Origin of the sequence: Paraburkholderia phymatum STM815 (assembly GCF_000020045.1) — a bacterium.
In the GTDB taxonomy this organism is placed as follows: Bacteria; Pseudomonadota; Gammaproteobacteria; order Burkholderiales; family Burkholderiaceae; genus Paraburkholderia; species Paraburkholderia phymatum.
The window spans coordinates 911,651-928,035 of the sequence record NC_010625.1 but is presented as its reverse complement, the minus strand read 5'-3'; the positions used below and the strand labels follow the sequence as shown (position 1 = coordinate 928,035).

Here is a 16,385-nt window from a genome sequence, read left to right as displayed (position 1 = left end):
GTCTTGTGCTCTCCAGTGGACTATGTTGAAAACACGATCTAAGCGTTAGGAGCGGCCGCTACAGTCGCGTTCGGACTGGCGTCGCGGAGCGCATCTATCGCCGCGTCGACCGTCGGATAAATAGATTGGCGTCCTTCCTTCTGGCCGAGCGCACGATACCGTTCGAGCTCATTGCTCACACCTTCGGGCACCGCAACCGAGGCGATACCGACGCCCCGCCGCGCCAGTTCATCTCTCAGCTGGAGCAGAGTCTTGCCCGCCGTATAGTCGACATTGCTGATCTGCGACGCGTCGACGACGATCCATCGTGGCGCCGGTTGCGTTTGTTCTGCAAGCTTCAGGATTTCATCCATGAAGCGGCCAGCGTTCGCATAGAACAGATCAGCCTCAAAGCGATACACGATGATTCCGGGCGCGGCGAACACATTGGGCGCCACGACATGTGGAATCCAGTGGCCGGTCTCGCTGCGAGTGAGCACGCGAGTGCGCAACCGGTAGCTGTGACGTGTGTTGTCGATCACCGACAGAAGAACGGCGGCGACGATGCCGTGCATCACATCGACGAATACCACCACGAAGGCGGTGATCAGTGCAACCACGAACTCGTCGCGCTGAACGCGAAAGAGTTCCGCCATACCCTTCACATCGATGAGTTTCAACCCGATCATGAAAACGATGGCCGACAACACGGCGGCTGGCAGATAAGCCAACGGTTTGGTCAAAAACAGCAGCACGAACAGGACGATGACTGCCGTGGTCAAATGCGCAATTTGCGTGCGCCCGCCTGCATCGTCGACCATCTCCGTCTTGGTCGGGCTACCGTTCACCACGAAGGTGCCCGTGAAGGCGGCCGATGCATTGGCTACTGCGAGCCCAACGATATCAAGATTATCGTCACCGTGTTCGTTGTACCGGTTGGCGTACGCGCGTGCAGTGGCGGCGCTCTGTGCGATGATCACGATGAAGCACGAAGCCGCCGTAGCGAGCACCTGATCCATCGCGGCCCAACGTATCGGCGGAAACGAAAGGGAAGGCAGACCGCCAGGCACTTCGCCGATGACGCTGATACCCCGCTGGCCGAAGCCGAAAATTGCGCTTGCCGCTATCGCGCCGACCACCGCGATAAGCGCCCCCGGCGCTCGCGGCGAAAGGCGCTTGCAGCCCACGATCATGGCAAGCACGGCCGCGGATACCGCTGCTGTCGCATAGCTTGCGCTTCCGAGCCGCTCGACCACGGAAGCCACCTGAAGGATGGGGCCATGCCCCTGCTTTGCGAGCCCGATCATCCCAGCCAGTTCGCCCGCCGCAACCTGAATCCCGACACCTGTCAGAAATCCGACCAATGCACTGCGGGACAGAAAATCGGCAAGAAATCCAAGCCGGAAAATCCGTGCCACGACGAGCATCGCGGCCACCGTGAGCGCGACAGTGCTGGTCAGCCCGACATACTCCTTGCTGCCAAGTGCAGCAACGGTCACCAACGTGCTCGCCAGGATTGCGGCTGTCGCAGAATCCGCTGCGGCAACGAGGTGCCTCGATGCGCCGAACAATGCGAAGGCCACCAGAGGCAGCAGGATCGTGTAAAGCCCCGTCACCGCAGGCGTGCCCGCTATCTTCGTGTATCCCATGACTTCCGGAATGCCCAACGCGGCCAGCGTAATGCCCGCAACAATGTCGTGCGGCAACTGGGCGCGGGACATGGGGAAAACCCCTTGCAACAGCGGGAACCTGTGAGACAGTGATTCAGTCGGTGTCACGGCCTTCATGATGTAGCCTCCGCATGTGCCGTCAGTCTGTCCATCAGTGCGTCGGCGAGAATTTCATCGCCGATGACAACGCCCGTCGCGCCGGCATTCTCCAACAGGGTCTTTCGCAAGGCGTTTTCGCCCGGCGCAATGATCCGCAGTGAGCGATTAAGAGAGTGCGTCATCAGCGTGACAGCCAGATTCGCGTCGCCATCGGGCGTGGTCACGACGAGCGCCTTTGCATCCTTGAGTCGCGCGTGCCGAAGCGCGTCGTCGAAAACGTCGGGTGAGCTGAGAATGACCAGGTGACCGCGTTCCGCTGCCCGGTCGGCCAGCTCCTTGTCGGCGACCAGCACTAACACGGTTTCGCCCGCGCCCCGCAATTTCTCCGCAATGCGTTGCCCGAGAGATCGATATCCCACGACGACCACATGATTGGCGAGATGTTCGAACTTGTGCTCCATTTTCCTGTTCTCCCTGTATGCGATCACGTCATCGCCAGACAGAATCCCCGTCAGACTGGATATGGCGAAGCCAGTGACCAGCATCGTCACAAACATCGCTGCGAGCATGAACAGCTTCTGGCGCTCGTTGAACTCGGAAAAGTCGCCCAGCGTAGTGGTGAGGTTGGCCGCGTCCCACAAAGCGGTGAATAGTCGCTTGCCGAACGGTGCCTTTGATTCGTCCAGCAATATGAGCCCTGTGGTGGCTGCCGTGAGCAATAGCACCAGGAGAGCGACGGCATGGCGGGCGCGGCGCCTCCATTCACGCACCCGAACCGCGCCAAGACGCGGTTCATCGACACGATAGATCCACATGGAGCACCACGCCGTTTGATTGCATCACCTGAAGTATGCGAGAGCCAGATCGGTCGTCTTCGTGGCTATCGAGGCTTTATGTATTGCGATACGGATTTGGAAACCGTGTCACACCAGTCGTCCATGATCGGTTTGACTGACTCGAAGGTAATCACGGGTTCGTTCGATGCGACCCGCCCCAGTTTCTCTCCCGTATGGGTGCGTACCACTTTGGCGAGGACGTCGCCTGACACGCTGTCCGTGCCGCGCGCCTCGACCAGCAGCTTCGCCTGTTGCGGTGCACCTGCTATAGAGTTGACCGCCATCGTGGCGACAAAAGCCATGGGCACAACCTGGTAAGGCTTGAGCCCCTCCGCCGTGCTCGCAACGCCCGTTATGGCGACCTGCAACCGGAGCACGCCTGGGCCGGGCGCCTGGACGACCCGGACCTTTGAAGCCATTGACTGGGTCAGACAAGTGGTCGCGTAGCTGCGCACCTGATCGATCGTTGCCTGACTCAGTTGTTCCGTCGGTTCGGCTTTCGGATACATCGAAATCGGCTCGACAATGACGGCGCTGTAATTGGCCGGGGTCAACTTCGGGTTGATGTACCTGAGGAATGTCTCGCCTTTGGCATCCTGCGTTTGCTGCAGATTCGAATAGTCGCCGAGAAAACCCGAGTATTCAGATTTCGTCGGCGTATTGTTGCTTGCGCATCCGGCAACGAGTACAGCTGCGACTGCTATCGCAGACGCCCCAGACAAGGTCATATTTCGCATCGTCACACCTTCGCTTATCGGTCAGTAGAAATTGCGCAAGTCGCATCCGTGCGAAACTGGACCTACGCTCCGGTCCGCCAGCGAATTTCGACTGCGCCTGCCGCGAACCTTGTATGACAGGCTAGCGATGCCGGCGATGATCCGATTGACTTGCGTCAAGTAAAATCACTAGTGGGAACGTGATTTGCGAACCCGCTTTCGTGTTCTTAATTAGATATGCGTACGAGAACTATCTAATTGAATAAGGTAAGTTCGTTGGACTTTGTTTGTCATTAAATACTCACGACACGCTTTGTCAGACATGCAGATTCTCTTCCATGACATACAGAATGTATTTTTCCGTATGGGTTACGTACGAGTCTGACGTGCCTTTCGAAGGTGGATGAAAGGACGGAGGTCGATGTGAAGCACTTTTGCGGATGCATTACTGGAATACTGCTTTTGCTGTCAGCAACCGGCTGTGCGAACGACCTCTTTAGAAGCGTCTATAAGCTGAACTCTGTACAACCACCTGAAAATCTCGATGCTGGCATTCCGCTTGCAATCGTCGTCGACTATGTAACCATTCCAGAAGTAGTCGACCGGCCACAGCTCGTGCTCGGCATCAATCCATCGCAAACTCGCGTCGCGGAAGCCGCCCGATGGAGCGAGCCATTGAAAGTTCAGATAGCGAATGTCGTTGCAGTAGATATGCAACGGCTTTTTGTTGATGCCCAGGTGTCCACTATTCCGCAGGCTACTGACCGGCCGACGGTGAGAATCGCCATCAATGTTCAGACTTTCGACTCGGCGCCCGGATCCGGTGCAATGCTTGTCGTGGGTTGGTCAATCCTCACACCAGATTCCAAACGCGTTCTCAATGGGCGCTCTCTCGTCATACGACGGGTGAATGTTGGTGGTTATGACGCGCTAGTCGATGCCCAGAGTCAGGCGCTCGCGGCAGTATGTGTCGATATGGCAGAAGCGATCGTGTCTGCAATTAAAAAGAAGCCGCAGAGTGTCGATCGAGTGTTTGACGCAATGGATTATCAGAATACGTTGCGTACGCGCTCATAACAGCGCTACCGTTCCAGCGCCGGATGACACGGACTGCCGGCTATAAGAAACATGTTTGGGATTTCGCGTGCCGACCAAACCAGGCGTACAGAACGCAAACTTCAAAAGCTTGGTGTAGACGAGTCCATCTTACGTGCGGCATTCGTTGATATGCGTCAATCCCATGCCTGAGCTTCGGGATAAGTTGCGCGAAGGAACGTCGGATCCAGCAGGTGCTCCGCCTTGCTCTTCGCGCAGCAACAGGGAAGAGCGATCGGGGTAATCGCCGAAGGCGATGCGCACGGACAGCGTTGAACGTGGGCGCGCCGCCGTCCAGTTCGGTGGCCCGTCGGTCGTTGCCCGCGCCGACGCACGGAGGATGAACGATGCACCATCTGAGCGTCGCCCTGATCACATTTGCCTGCGTCTTTTGCAGTGCACTGCTCGGTTTGTATCTGCGTACCTTGCTTCCGCAACACCATCTCGACGACGACTCGATCGGTGTCGTCAAACTGGCGACGGGCCTGATCGCCACGATGGCAGCGCTCGTCCTTGGCTTGCTGATTTCGTCGGCGAAGAGTTCATTGGACATGGTTGACGCCAGCGTGACACGCGATGCCGCCAATGTCGTCCTGCTCGATCGCGTGCTCGTGCGCTATGGGCCGCAAACGCAGGAGATCCGGGACATGCTGAAGCAGATCGTCGCGCGGGCGGCCGGGCAGATAGCGTCAGGCGACCCGGCGCAACTGAAAGCGCTGCAGGGCACTGAGGCGCTGGAGCGCGCAGAATATCTGGAGCGCAAACTCGAGTCCCTCTCGCCGCAAAACGACGCGCAGCGGCGCTTGCAGGCACGCGCGATCGAGATGGTCAACGACGCAATCGCCGTGCGCGAAATGGGCGTTCTGCAGGCAGCGGGCTCGACGCCTACCGCGCTCCTTGTCACCCTTGTGCTGTGGCTCTGCATTATCTTCGGCGCGTTCGGCCTGTTCACGCCCGCGAATACCACGGTTGTAATTGCGTTGTTTCTGGGGGCGCTGTCGACGTCCATCGCGATCTTCCTGATCCTGGAGATGAATACGCCGCTCGATGGGATGGTGACGGTATCGATGTCACCGATGCACCAGGCGCTCGCCGTTCTGGGCCGCTAACACATGACTGGATGGACCATGAAGATGGCCGCAGCCAGATCACTTATTTTTGAGCCGAGAACCGTTGCAATGCTGAAGCACGCGCACAGACATTGCTGAACTTCTGCATACATGCCTTCGCTGGCTCGACCCGCTTGCAGTCGCCCGGCTCTGCATGGCAACGGATACGGTACTGCATGGTGCGAACGGCCGTCGCAACACCTTTCGCGTGTTGCGTGCGATGGGTCCGACCGGCGCGGACTGCTTCGGCGGACTAGTCCAGAGCAATGGCCGTTACGACCACGTTGCGGCCCCTTGCTTTTGCGGTGTAAAGCGCATCGTCTGCTGCCCGCATCAGGGCGCTGACATCCGCGTTGTCTCCTGGCCGCCAGTGTGCCAGGCCGATGCTTGCGGTGAGTCGACGGTACTCGCTGCCGCCGTGTTCGATAGGAAGTTCGGAGATGGCGGCCCGGATTTTCTCGGCAACAAGCGCGGCGCCCGCTGGGGACGTGTCGGGTAACAAGACGACGAACTCTTCGCCGCCGTACCGCGCGGCCTTGTCGGCAGGACGTCGTATGTTGTCAGCGATGCAATGGGCAACGCTCGCGAGCGCTGCATCACCGGCTTGATGGCCATATGCATCGTTGAATGCCTTGAAGCGATCGATGTCCAGGAAAAGCAGCGCGAACGGGGTATGTGTGCGGCTGGCTCGCCGCCATTCGTCTTCGAGTATGTCGCCAAGTGACCGGCGATTGTGCAGCCCGGTCAGTGCATCGGTGCGCGCCAGCACTGCCAGCTCGGCCTCTGCCCGTATGCGAAGCCGCAACTGCGCGGCGAGCATCACGGACAGCCCGACGAAGACGAGCGCGAATATGGCCATCAATGAGCCTATCGTGATGGCGCGGCGACGCCAGTCGGCATAAACGTCCTGTTCCGCCTCGGCCACCATGATCACCAATGGAAGGCTTGGAAAATTTCGGAAGTAGTAAAGACGCCGCACACCATCTATCGACGCCGTTTCGCTGAAGCTGCCTTGTGGTTCAGCGCGAAAGCGTCTGAATGTCTCGGCCTGGCTGATGTCGCGGCCAATGATGTGGGTATCGTAAGGTTGCCGCATGACCATGATGCCGCGCTGGGTGATGAGCGAGACAGCTCCGTGTGTGCCAAGCGACAGTCCCGCAAAAAGATTGCGAAAATAATCGAGATTCACGGCGATCATAACGACGCCCGCAAAAGAGCCGTCTGGATGCGATAGCCTGCGGCTCAGAGCAATACTGGCCGCGCCACCGCGTAGCCGTGACGCGTAGGGATCGCTGATGTACAGTCCCGTTTCCGGATGGTCCCGCTGTACCGTGAAGTATGGCCGGTCTGCAAAACTGCCTCGTCGCGGTTTTACATCGGCCGAATCCATCACGATGTTGCCTGCTTCATCCAGCACAAGGACGGAGCCAAGATACTTGGCGTTGGCTGCCCGGTCGAACAGCACGTCGTTGCGCAATCGCGGCGGCAGCGCCATGACATCATTGCGATTCATGCCATCCACGACTGCCTGCAACGACAGTTCATACAGCTCGAAATTGCGTTCGATATCGCGCTCGGCGATGAGCGCCAGATTCCCGGAAGTACTGCGGGCCCTTTCGAGCGCGTCCAGGCGGCCTTCATAGAGGACAAGCGCGCATAATCCAACCATGACTAACGCGGCAATCAGGCCGCCCACAATGACCACGACTGGCGTTGACGTTTGGCGCGCCAGTGTCGCGAAAGCGCCTTTCAGTCCTGAACTCTCACGGATAGTCACTGAACGCTAGCTCACGATACGCGGCCCGGTGCCGGTGATTTTCTGGAAAGTGTCGGTGGGCGGCCAGCAAGATTTGGACCTTGCAAACTGTTCGAATTGAGCTTCCAAGGCCAAAGCCCCTCGCGTCTTTTCATCGGCAGTCTCCTTGCTGAAGCAGTCGACTCACGGGGCGGCAAATCGTTCAGTGGCACGTGCGATTCGATTGCTCCGCTTTTCGCTCACCTGCTATTCCGCGCCTTGCTTTAATGCGCCGCTCATCCAGCGATCCTCGGAAGCCATGAGATGCGAGCGCATTGCCGCTTGCGCCGCGATAGGATCGCCGGACTGCAAGGCCTTGAGCACCAGCTCGTGTTCCTGCACGGCCGACGTCCATGTTTGCGCGCTCTCTGCATGACCGCGCATGGCGGCAGCGATGGGATCGTGGCGACTGTCGAACAGCTCGCCCACGTATCGGCTGAGCACGGAATTGCCTGCAGCTTCCGCGATCAACATGTGGAACTGCCGGTCCGCTTCAACGGGCGATTTCCCCGCCGCCGCAAGCCTTCGCATTCGTTCGACTGTGCGGCGCAACCGGTCCAGCATCGCCGCAGTCATGCGCGCCGTGGCGAGCACGATGACGCTCCCCTCGATCGCCGCGCGCGCCTGCATCAATTCCGATGGGCTGTCCCCAAGGGCACCGACTGAGCCCGCTTCGTCTGCGCTGGTCTCGCGCACATAGACACCCGAACCCATGCGGATTTCAACCTGCCCCCCTATCTCCAGTGCGATCAAAGCCTCGCGCAGCGATGGACGCGACACGCCCAGCTTCAGTGCCAGTTCGCGCTCAGGTGGAAGGCGTTCTCCAGCCGGGAAGTCACCTTGGTGAATCAACGCGAGGATTTGCGTCGCGACGGATTGGTAAAGCCGCTTGGGTTCAGTCGATTTCATGGCTTCGATGGAATTGCCGCTATCGCGGGCGTTTTGCATGCGCCGAAGTCTAGCACGGTCGCTCAACACCTCGTCCAGCAACGGACTGCGCGGTATTCGGGTTTTTACCATTGGTAAGGGTGATTGTGAAATATAGATACTGGCTTGACCAAACGCGTCGCTTGGGTTTTAATTCGATGCAATTGGACTGACCACGCGGAAGACGGGTCGGCCGTACATAGGAGACGAAATGACAATGCCTCGCGGCCCATCGAGCCTCGCTTGCACGGAGGGGAATGTTGCGGGCGGGGACATCCTGCGTCTTGAGGGAATCGTGAAGCGCTTTCCAGGGGTCGTTGCGCTCGACGGGATTCATCTGGACCTTCGGGCGGGCGAAGTCCACGCAATTTGCGGCGAGAACGGAGCCGGCAAATCGACGCTGATGAAAATCATCAGCGGGCAGTACCAGCCAGACGAAGGGACGATCCGGTATCGCGGCGAGCCGGTCACGTATCGCTCGACCTCGGAGGCTCAGGCGGCAGGCATAGCGATCATCCATCAGGAACTCAACCTCGTTCCGCATCTCAGTGTCGCGGAGAATCTCTTTCTGGCACGAGAGCCGAAGCGCGGACCGTTTGTCGATACCCGCAAGCTCAACGCGGATGCGGTGCGGTGCCTGGCTCGGATCGGCCTGGATGTATCGCCGACGGCGTTGGTCGGCACGTTGTCCATTGCGCAACAGCAAATGGTGGAAATCGCCAAGGCGCTTTCGTTCGATGCTCGGGTGCTGATCATGGATGAGCCCACGTCATCGTTGACGGAGACCGAAACCGTCCAGCTGTTTCGCATCATCCACGAGTTGCGCGCGGCCGGTGTCGCGATCCTCTACATCTCGCATCGCCTCGATGAAATGGCGCAGATCGTGGACCGCGTGACGGTCTTGCGCGATGGCCGATACATTTCGACCGACGACTTCGCGGCCCTCACTGTGAACGACATCGTCGCGCGCATGGTGGGGCGTTCGCTCGACGATGCTTACCCCACGCGGCAATCGATCCCGGCAGAAGAGGTGCTGCTTGGTGTGCACGACCTGCGACGCGATGGCGTGTTCGGGCCGGTTTCATTCGAACTGCGCAAGGGAGAAATCCTCGGCTTCGCGGGGCTCATGGGGGCGGGCCGTACCGAGGTTGCCCGAGCGATCTTCGGCGCCGATGGAATCCATGGCGGATCGATCGAGCTCCGCGGCCAGCGCGTGACGATCCGTTCGCCGCGAGAGGCGATTCGCCACGGCATCGCGTACCTCTCCGAGGACCGCAAGCAAGAAGGTCTCGCACTCGGAATGTCGGTCGCGGCGAACATTACGCTGACCAACGTAGGCGGGGTCTCTTCGCGTTCGGGCTTCTTGTGCTTCGATGAAGAGGCCGCGGTCGCACGCCGCTATGTGCACGAACTGGGCATTCGCACGCCCTCCGTCGACCAGATTGTGCGCAACCTGTCCGGGGGAAATCAGCAGAAAGTCGTCATCGGCAAATGGCTGTACCGAGGGTCGAAAGTCTTGTTCTTCGATGAGCCCACTCGCGGTATCGACGTGGGCGCGAAGTTCGCCATTTACGGTCTGATGGACCGGCTCGCTGCGCAAGGCGTGGGCGTCGTGCTGATCAGTTCGGAATTGCCCGAGCTGCTTGGCATGACCGACCGGATCGCTGTTTTTCACGAAGGCCGGATTACGGCCGTACTCGAAACGAAACACACCAGTCAGGAGGAGATCATGCATTTTGCTTCGGGGCGTACCCATGCTTGAAATGACATCTGATCGCGGTCAGGTCGCCGATCGCTCGGCCAAACAGCGGCGTCGCGACCTCATCCAGAAGTTCGCAGCATTGGGCAGTCTGGTGGCGCTTGTTATTGCGTTCTCGGTTGCCAGCGCGGCGTTCTTTTCGGTCGGCAACATGATGACCGTGAGCCTGCAGGTGACGTCGATTGCGTACCTCGGTGTGGCCGCCACTTGCGTCATCATCACGGGCGGGATCGACCTGTCGGTCGGCTCGGTCCTTGCGCTTGCTGGCGTTTCAGCTGCGCTACTCACGAAAGCGGGCCTGCCGGTGCCCGTCGCGATGCTGTGCGGTGTGCTTGTGGGATCGCTGTGCGGCTACGTCAACGGCATCTGCGTCACCCGCATGGGCTTGCCACCTTTCATCGCGACGCTCGGCATGATGCTCGTCGCACGAGGTGTTGCACTGCAGATCACGGGCGCACGACCGGTCTCGGATTTGAGCGACGCGTTCGGCGCGCTTGGCAATGGCGCTTTCTTTCGCATCTCCCACATCGGCGCCGACGGTTTTCCCGATACGACCTTTCCGGGAATTCCCTACCCGGTCGTCATCATGATCGTGTTGTTCGTCGCAGGCGCCATCCTGCTATCGAAAACATCGCTCGGCCGCCACATTTATGCCGTCGGCTCGAACGCCGAGGCGGCGCGCCTCTCGGGTGTCAACGTCCGCGGTGTGACGCTGTTCACCTATGTGCTCTCCGGTGCATTGGCCGGCGTAACCGGCTGTGTGTTGATGTCCCGTCTCGTGACGGGGCAACCGAACGAAGGCGTCATGTACGAACTCGATGCCATCGCGAGTGCGGTAATCGGCGGAACCTCGCTCATGGGCGGCGTGGGCACGATCTCGGGCACGGCCATCGGTGCGTTCGTCATTGGAGTCCTGCGTAACGGTCTGAATATGAATGGAGTATCGAGCTTTATCCAGCAGATCATCATCGGCGTCGTGATTTTAGGCACCGTATGGATCGATCAGTTGCGAAGCCGCAAGCGGTAATTGTGATCCCGTCAGCGTTCACCACACGAAGTCCAACCACGAGAAAGAGGAGCGAGACATGAACAGATTTTCTTTGTTAGCCGCGTCGGTATCGGCGTCGGTCTTGATGTGCGGGTCGATGAGCACGAACGCCTATGCGGCGGGCGGCGAGATTGCGGTGATCGTCAAAACTGTCAATTCGAATTACTGGCAAAACGTGCAGAAAGGCGCGAAGTCCGCACTCGGCGATGCAAAGGGCTATACGATGACCTTCCAGGGCCCGGCTGCCGAATCCGATATCACGGCCGAAGTCAACATGGTCGAGAACGCCGTGAACCGGCACGTCGCAGGCATCGTGCTGGCACCGTCCGATCCAGACGCCCTTGTTCCTGCCATCAAGAAGGCATGGGAGGCACATATCCCCGTCGTGCTGATCGACTCGGCGCTGTCCGATGCAGGCAAGCAGTATTACCAGTCGTTCTTGTCAACCGACAATGAGAAAGCCGGGGAGCTCTGTGCAAAGGCGCTGATCGATCGTGTAGGCCAGACCGGAAAAATTGCCGTCATGTCGTATGTGCCGGGAGCCGGCTCGGAAATTGGGCGTGTCGGCGGCTTCCGCAAATACATCGCGGCACATTCAAAGCTGCAGATCGTCGGCCCGTACTACTCGCAGTCGCAGATGGCGACGGCCCTCAATCAAACGACGGACGTCCTCTCGGCCAATCCTGACCTGAAGGGCGTCTTCGGCGCAAATGAACCCACCGCGATCGGAATGGGGCGCGCGCTCAAACAAACCGGTAAAGCGGGCAAGCTGGTTGCCATCGGATTCGACGGCAACCAGGACCTGCAAGGCTTCGTGCGGGACGGAACGATTCAGGGAATCGCCGTTCAAGGCTCTTATCAGATGGGATACAAGGGCATTCAGACGGTCGTGAACGTTATTGAACACAAGCCCGCAGCCAAGGACATCGATACGGGCGTGGTCATGGTCGACAAGCAAAACCTCGACTCGGCGGAAGCGAAGAACGTCCTTTACTAATAACGCCGGTGACCTGCTTCGATACCCCGCTTCATCGAAGCAGGTCCTATAGCCGCATGCATTCAACGACCGAACCTCTTCACGATTGCACCTTCAATGACCCAAGCTAGCGAAATACGAACCTTGCCGCGCAGCGGGCTTGAACTGACGGCGCTGGGCCTCGGTTGCTCTCAATTGGGCGGCTTGTATCGCCCGATGACAAGCGCGGAAGCGACGGCGCTCGTCGATGCTGCATGGTCGGCAGGTCTGCGCTACTTCGATACGGCGCCGTACTACGGCTACACGCTTTCGGAGCGGCGCGTGGGCCAGGCGCTCGCTAGCCGCCCGCGTCATGCACTTTCGTTGAGTACCAAGGTCGGCCGTCTGATGAGGCCCGATGCGAGCGTGCGGCCCGGCGACGACGGTTGGGCCGAACCGCTGCCGTTCAAGCCGCAATTCGACTACAGCTACGGCGGCATCATGCGCTCGTACGAGGATAGCCAACAGCGGCTTGGCATGGCGCAGATCGACATCCTCTACGTGCATGACATCGGCAAGATGACGCACCGCGAGAGCAACGCACAATACTGGGCTCAACTCACGGTGGGCGGCGGATTTCGTGCGCTCGACGAGTTGCGCGCGAGTGGCGCGGTGGGTGCGATAGGGGTGGGCGTGAATGAGTGGGAAATCGCCGCCGATGCGATGAACGAGGCCGGCCTGGACGTCATCCTGCTTGCAGGGCGCTACACGCTGCTCGAACAGTCCGCGCTCAAGCCGCTGCTCGACGTTTGCTCGCTTGCGGGGACAGCGATTGTTGTCGGCGGTGTGTTCAATTCCGGCGTGCTGGCCGGCAACGGCATGTTCAACTATGCCGATGCGCCTCGCGAAGTGGTCGAGAAGGTCGGCCGGCTCACTGCATTATGCGAGCGTTTTGACGTCCCCCTCCCAGCGGCCGCACTCCAATTCCCGTTTGCGCACCGTGCTGTCGTGTCCTGTGTCGTAGGTGCGCGCGGCGTTGCGCAGTTGCAGCAAAACATCGCGTGGCTCGAGCTGGCCATACCCGCGCAGTTCTGGCGCGCATTGAGCGATGAGGGACTCATCGCTGCAGACGCCCCTGTTCCCGAGGGGCTGGCATGACGCGGCGCATCGATGCACCCCAGTGGCTCGCCGCATTCGAGGACGACTGTTCGCGGTTCGCTGGGCCAAGTGCGATATTCGATGTTTTTGGCCGCAACGCATGCAAGTTCTATCGCATGGGCGAACTCGCCCTGCGCACGATTCGATCAAGAGGACAACAATATGCTTAGCGTGATTTGCGAATCCCCAGGAATGCTGCGTGCACGGCACATCGATCGGCCGGCCCGAGCGGCAGGCGAGGTATTGCTGCGGGTATCGCGTGTCGGGATCTGTGGCACCGACCTTCATATCTTCTCCGGCACGCAACCGTATCTCGAGTATCCGCGCGTCATGGGTCACGAGTTTTCCGCGGTGGTGGTCGATGCGGATTCCGACTCGGGTTTTGAACGTGACGATGGTGTCTACGTGATGCCGTATCTATCGTGCGGGCACTGTGTGGCTTGCCGTCAGGGGAAAACGAACTGCTGTGTCGCCATCAAGGTCCTGGGCGTGCATCGCGACGGCGCGTTGGCCGAGTATCTCAGTGTGCCCGCGCAGTTCGTGCATAAAGCCGAAGGCGTGACGCTAGATCAGGCCGCGATGCTCGAGTTCCTGGCGATCGGCGCGCACGCGGTGCGACGGGCGGATGTACTGGCCGGCCAGCGCGCACTCGTGGTGGGCGCAGGACCGATCGGCATGGCTGCGATGATCTTCGCCAAGCTGCGCGGTGCAAACGTGACCTGCCTGGACACGCGTGCGGATCGTCTCGACTTCTGCAAGACGCAGTTGGACGTCGATGCGGCCGTCGCAGTCGGACCAAGCGACACCGAGCAACTCAGTGCGTTGACGAACAATGAATTCTTCGACACCGTGTTCGACGCGACGGGCAACATTGACGCGATGAACCGCGGTTTCGGGTTTGTCGCACACGGCGGCAAATACACGTTGATTTCCATCGTGCCGGGCCAGGTGACGTTTTCCGACCCGGAATTCCATAAACGCGAGACTACGCTGCTTGCGAGCCGGAACGCGACCATCGCCGACTTCGAAACCGTGCTTGAAGCCATGCGCGCAGGCCGCATTCCCGATCAGGCGCTCAACACCCACCGTATGCGGCTTGCTGACGTGCCGGACGCGTTTCCCCGTCTGCTCGAGCCGGGGCAAACGGTGGTGAAAGCGTTGGTGGAATGCTGAGCCGAAATAAGGAGCAGGACAGGCTGTATGAGCGAACCGATACTTCAATTCGGCACAAGCCGATTTCTACTGGCGCACGTCGACATGTTCGTCTCGCAAGCACTCGAGCGAGGGGATGCGATCGGCGGTATCAGCGTTGTGCAGACAACGGGCAATCCGGCCAGTCATGCGCGGGTCGCCGCTCTTTCGCAAGGCGCCGGCTATCCGGTTCGCATTCGTGGGAGCGATGGCGGCGCGATCGTGGACAAGTCCATCGTCTGCCATGCGATTCGCGATGCATGGGTTGCGGACCGCGATTGGGCAGCGGTGCGCCGCGCCGCGATGGATAACGTGCGCGTCGTTGTGTCGAATACGGGCGATATGGGTTATCGACTCGACGCGCGTGATTCGGCCGACGTGCTCAAGGGCGACGGTATCGTGCCGCGCAGTTATCCGGCCAAGCTGCTCGCCTTGCTCTACGCACGGTGGCATGAACGTGCGCACGGCGGCGTGTCGATTTTTCCCTGCGAACTGGTGCAGAACAATGGCGACACATTGCGCGGCATCGTGCTCGATCTCGCACGGCAATGGGCGCTGCCGGATGCTTTCGCCGACTATCTGCAGAGAGACTGCGTGTGGGTGAACTCGCTTGTCGACAGAATCGTGTCCGCGCCCATCGATCCCGTTGGCGCAGTGGCCGAGCCCTACGCGCTGTGGGCGATCGAGCGGCGCGCCTGCATGGAAATGCCATGCACGCACGAGAACATCGTCATAACAGACGACCTCCGCATCTACGAGCGCCTGAAGCTGTTCTTCCTGAATCTGGGCCATAGCTGGCTCGCCGAGCAGTGGATCACGGGCGGGCGGCCGTCATCTGAGACTGTGCTCGATGCGATGAACGATCCTTGCCTGCGCGATGGGCTCGAAACCGTCTGGCAGGAAGAAGTGTTGCCGGTTTTTGCGGCAATGGATCAGCGCGACCGGGCTGAACGCTACATAGGCAGTGTGCGAGAGCGATTGATGAATCCGCACCTTGATCACCGTATTGCAGACATCGCTCAAAACCATGCCGAGAAGATAAAAAGGCGTGTATTGCCGCTGATCGAACTCGCAGACTCGTTAGCGGTACGAGCGGCGCAGCCGCACCTGCGCGCAGTGATCGCGCGATACGGGCTCAGTCGGTAAACCAAGGCATAGTCATGATGGAAGAAGGGAAGGTCGTGCGACTGCATGACGACGACAATGTCGCGCTTGCGCTTCGTGCGGTCCCCGAAAGCGATGGCGGTGGCCTCGGGCCAGAAGACTTGCAGCGAGTTGAATGGCGTGCGCAACCGCGAGCTCGTTCCGTGGTCGCAAGGCGCGGTCATGCAGGAGGCAAAGATGAGTGGTGATGCCCCGTTGTTGAAGACGATGTTCCGCAAGCAGGCGCCCACTGATGGCGCGATGTGGGAAGTTGGCAGCGAAGGAATCGACGAAGCGTTTCTCCTGACTCCGCTGGAGCGGCAGTTGTTAGGCGAGGCGCTGCTGTTACTGGCGCATACGCGCTCTCGTGCGTTGCAACTCGCCACCGAGTTCAATAAGCGGCGCAGGCTTGCCGGCCCCGACGTTCGCGATTTCGAGCTTCCCGTCATTATCGATTTGCAACGACGACTCGGTGCGCAGCAACGACCGTCCATCGAATAGCGTGATCGCATTCTTGAGAAGGCAGAAATATGCGTTATTGTCTTGCGTTGGATCTGAAGGATGATCCGATTCTGATTGCTCGTTACGAGGAATTTCATCGTAACGTTTGGCCCGAAGTCATTCAGCACTTGCGCGATCATGGCGTTGTGGGCATGGAGATCTACCGGCTCGGGATACGCTTGTTCATGGTGATGGAAACGGACGATAGCATCTTCGATGCTGACCGGATGGCGCGAGCCGAGCAGAGCAATCCTGTGATCCGTCAGTGGGAGAGCTTGATGTGGGAATTCCAGGCGCCGACTCCATGGACGCCGGCCGGACGAAAGTGGATACCGGTCAATCGGATTTTCGATCTGTAGAATAACCAGGCTACGACGCGAATCGGCATCGCGCGCGCTGCATGC

At 59.7% G+C, this 16,385-nt stretch carries 15 protein-coding genes; 10 read left to right on the top strand and 5 right to left on the bottom strand.

Translation table 11 applies throughout. The features are described 5' to 3' along the window. Positions 1–38: 38 nt before the first annotated feature. The 3 genes from BPHY_RS31610 to BPHY_RS31600 form a co-directional block, all read right to left on the bottom strand. A complete protein-coding gene (locus tag BPHY_RS31610) occupies positions 39–1,766 on the bottom strand; it encodes a SulP family inorganic anion transporter (RefSeq protein ID WP_012405542.1) in 1,728 nt (575 codons plus the stop codon). Beyond that, complete coding sequence (locus tag BPHY_RS31605) at positions 1,763–2,563, bottom strand: potassium channel family protein (RefSeq protein ID WP_012405541.1); 801 nt, start codon at positions 2,561–2,563, stop codon at positions 1,763–1,765. The genes BPHY_RS31610 and BPHY_RS31605 overlap by 4 nt, the downstream gene beginning before the upstream one ends. A 65-nt stretch (positions 2,564–2,628) precedes the next feature. Then, the gene (locus tag BPHY_RS31600) at positions 2,629–3,321 is read right to left on the bottom strand and encodes a DUF3313 domain-containing protein (RefSeq protein WP_012405540.1); all 693 of its coding nucleotides are present in this window, start codon (positions 3,319–3,321) and stop codon (positions 2,629–2,631) included. A 402-nt stretch (positions 3,322–3,723) separates the two neighbouring features. On the opposite strand from BPHY_RS31600, the gene BPHY_RS40255 reads away from it, so the two are divergent. Then, positions 3,724–4,377: a PqiC family protein gene (locus BPHY_RS40255; protein ID WP_157686877.1), complete on the top strand. Its 654-nt coding sequence runs from the start codon at positions 3,724–3,726 to the stop codon at positions 4,375–4,377. A gap of 365 nt (positions 4,378–4,742) precedes the next feature. Next, a complete protein-coding gene (locus BPHY_RS31585; protein ID WP_012405538.1) occupies positions 4,743–5,504 on the top strand; it encodes a bestrophin-like domain in 762 nt (253 codons plus the stop codon). Positions 5,505–5,757: 253 nt separating this feature from the next. Here BPHY_RS31585 and BPHY_RS31580 read toward each other — a convergent pair whose 3' ends face one another. Both BPHY_RS31580 and BPHY_RS31575 read right to left on the bottom strand, forming a co-directional pair. Beyond that, positions 5,758–7,281, bottom strand: a complete 1,524-nt coding sequence (locus BPHY_RS31580; RefSeq protein ID WP_012405537.1) for a sensor domain-containing diguanylate cyclase — start codon at positions 7,279–7,281, stop codon at positions 5,758–5,760. Positions 7,282–7,506: 225 nt separating this feature from the next. After that, on the bottom strand, positions 7,507–8,208 hold the full coding sequence (locus BPHY_RS31575; RefSeq protein ID WP_012405536.1) for a FadR/GntR family transcriptional regulator: 702 nt from the start codon (positions 8,206–8,208) through the stop codon (positions 7,507–7,509). Positions 8,209–8,437: 229 nt separating this feature from the next. Between BPHY_RS31575 and BPHY_RS31570 the strand changes: the two genes are divergently transcribed. From BPHY_RS31570 to BPHY_RS31535, 8 genes are all read left to right on the top strand, one after another. After that, positions 8,438–9,988, top strand: coding sequence for a sugar ABC transporter ATP-binding protein (locus tag BPHY_RS31570; RefSeq protein ID WP_012405535.1), 1,551 nt, complete (start codon positions 8,438–8,440; stop codon positions 9,986–9,988). Next, positions 9,981–11,012, top strand: coding sequence for an ABC transporter permease (locus BPHY_RS31565; RefSeq protein WP_012405534.1), 1,032 nt, complete (start codon positions 9,981–9,983; stop codon positions 11,010–11,012). The genes BPHY_RS31570 and BPHY_RS31565 overlap by 8 nt, the downstream gene beginning before the upstream one ends. A gap of 58 nt (positions 11,013–11,070) precedes the next feature. Beyond that, entirely contained in the window at positions 11,071–12,030 is a 960-nt protein-coding gene (locus BPHY_RS31560) for an ABC transporter substrate-binding protein (protein WP_012405533.1), read from the top strand. A gap of 96 nt (positions 12,031–12,126) precedes the next feature. Next, positions 12,127–13,146, top strand: coding sequence for an aldo/keto reductase (locus tag BPHY_RS31555; RefSeq protein ID WP_012405532.1), 1,020 nt, complete (start codon positions 12,127–12,129; stop codon positions 13,144–13,146). A gap of 162 nt (positions 13,147–13,308) precedes the next feature. Continuing rightward, positions 13,309–14,319: a zinc-binding alcohol dehydrogenase family protein gene (locus tag BPHY_RS31550; protein WP_012405531.1), complete on the top strand. Its 1,011-nt coding sequence runs from the start codon at positions 13,309–13,311 to the stop codon at positions 14,317–14,319. Positions 14,320–14,346: 27 nt separating this feature from the next. Continuing rightward, positions 14,347–15,483 carry a mannitol dehydrogenase family protein gene (locus tag BPHY_RS31545; protein ID WP_012405530.1) on the top strand — a complete coding sequence of 379 codons (1,137 nt, stop codon included), beginning with the start codon at positions 14,347–14,349 and terminating at the stop codon, positions 15,481–15,483. A 45-nt stretch (positions 15,484–15,528) separates the two neighbouring features. Further along, entirely contained in the window at positions 15,529–15,981 is a 453-nt protein-coding gene (locus BPHY_RS43470) for a hypothetical protein (protein WP_012405529.1), read from the top strand. A 29-nt stretch (positions 15,982–16,010) separates the two neighbouring features. Continuing rightward, a complete protein-coding gene (locus tag BPHY_RS31535; RefSeq protein WP_012405528.1) occupies positions 16,011–16,340 on the top strand; it encodes an L-rhamnose mutarotase in 330 nt (109 codons plus the stop codon). Positions 16,341–16,385: the final 45 nt, after the last annotated feature.

Bases quoted from the DNA above. Each gene is read 5' to 3' on its own strand.
- BPHY_RS31610 (WP_012405542.1), bottom strand. From the start codon at position 1,766: ATGAAGGCCGTGACACCGACTGAATCACTGTCTCACAGGTTCCCGCTG.
- BPHY_RS31605 (WP_012405541.1), bottom strand. From the start codon at position 2,563: ATGTGGATCTATCGTGTCGATGAACCGCGTCTTGGCGCGGTTCGGGTG.
- BPHY_RS31600 (WP_012405540.1), bottom strand. From the start codon at position 3,321: ATGCGAAATATGACCTTGTCTGGGGCGTCTGCGATAGCAGTCGCAGCT.
- BPHY_RS31585 (WP_012405538.1), top strand. From the start codon at position 4,743: ATGCACCATCTGAGCGTCGCCCTGATCACATTTGCCTGCGTCTTTTGC.
- BPHY_RS31575 (WP_012405536.1), bottom strand. From the start codon at position 8,208: ATGAAATCGACTGAACCCAAGCGGCTTTACCAATCCGTCGCGACGCAA.
- BPHY_RS31570 (WP_012405535.1), top strand. From the start codon at position 8,438: ATGACAATGCCTCGCGGCCCATCGAGCCTCGCTTGCACGGAGGGGAAT.
- BPHY_RS31565 (WP_012405534.1), top strand. From the start codon at position 9,981: ATGCTTGAAATGACATCTGATCGCGGTCAGGTCGCCGATCGCTCGGCC.
- BPHY_RS31560 (WP_012405533.1), top strand. From the start codon at position 11,071: ATGAACAGATTTTCTTTGTTAGCCGCGTCGGTATCGGCGTCGGTCTTG.
- BPHY_RS31555 (WP_012405532.1), top strand. From the start codon at position 12,127: ATGACCCAAGCTAGCGAAATACGAACCTTGCCGCGCAGCGGGCTTGAA.
- BPHY_RS31550 (WP_012405531.1), top strand. From the start codon at position 13,309: ATGCTTAGCGTGATTTGCGAATCCCCAGGAATGCTGCGTGCACGGCAC.
- BPHY_RS31545 (WP_012405530.1), top strand. From the start codon at position 14,347: ATGAGCGAACCGATACTTCAATTCGGCACAAGCCGATTTCTACTGGCG.
- BPHY_RS43470 (WP_012405529.1), top strand. From the start codon at position 15,529: ATGACGACGACAATGTCGCGCTTGCGCTTCGTGCGGTCCCCGAAAGCG.
- BPHY_RS31535 (WP_012405528.1), top strand. From the start codon at position 16,011: ATGCGTTATTGTCTTGCGTTGGATCTGAAGGATGATCCGATTCTGATT.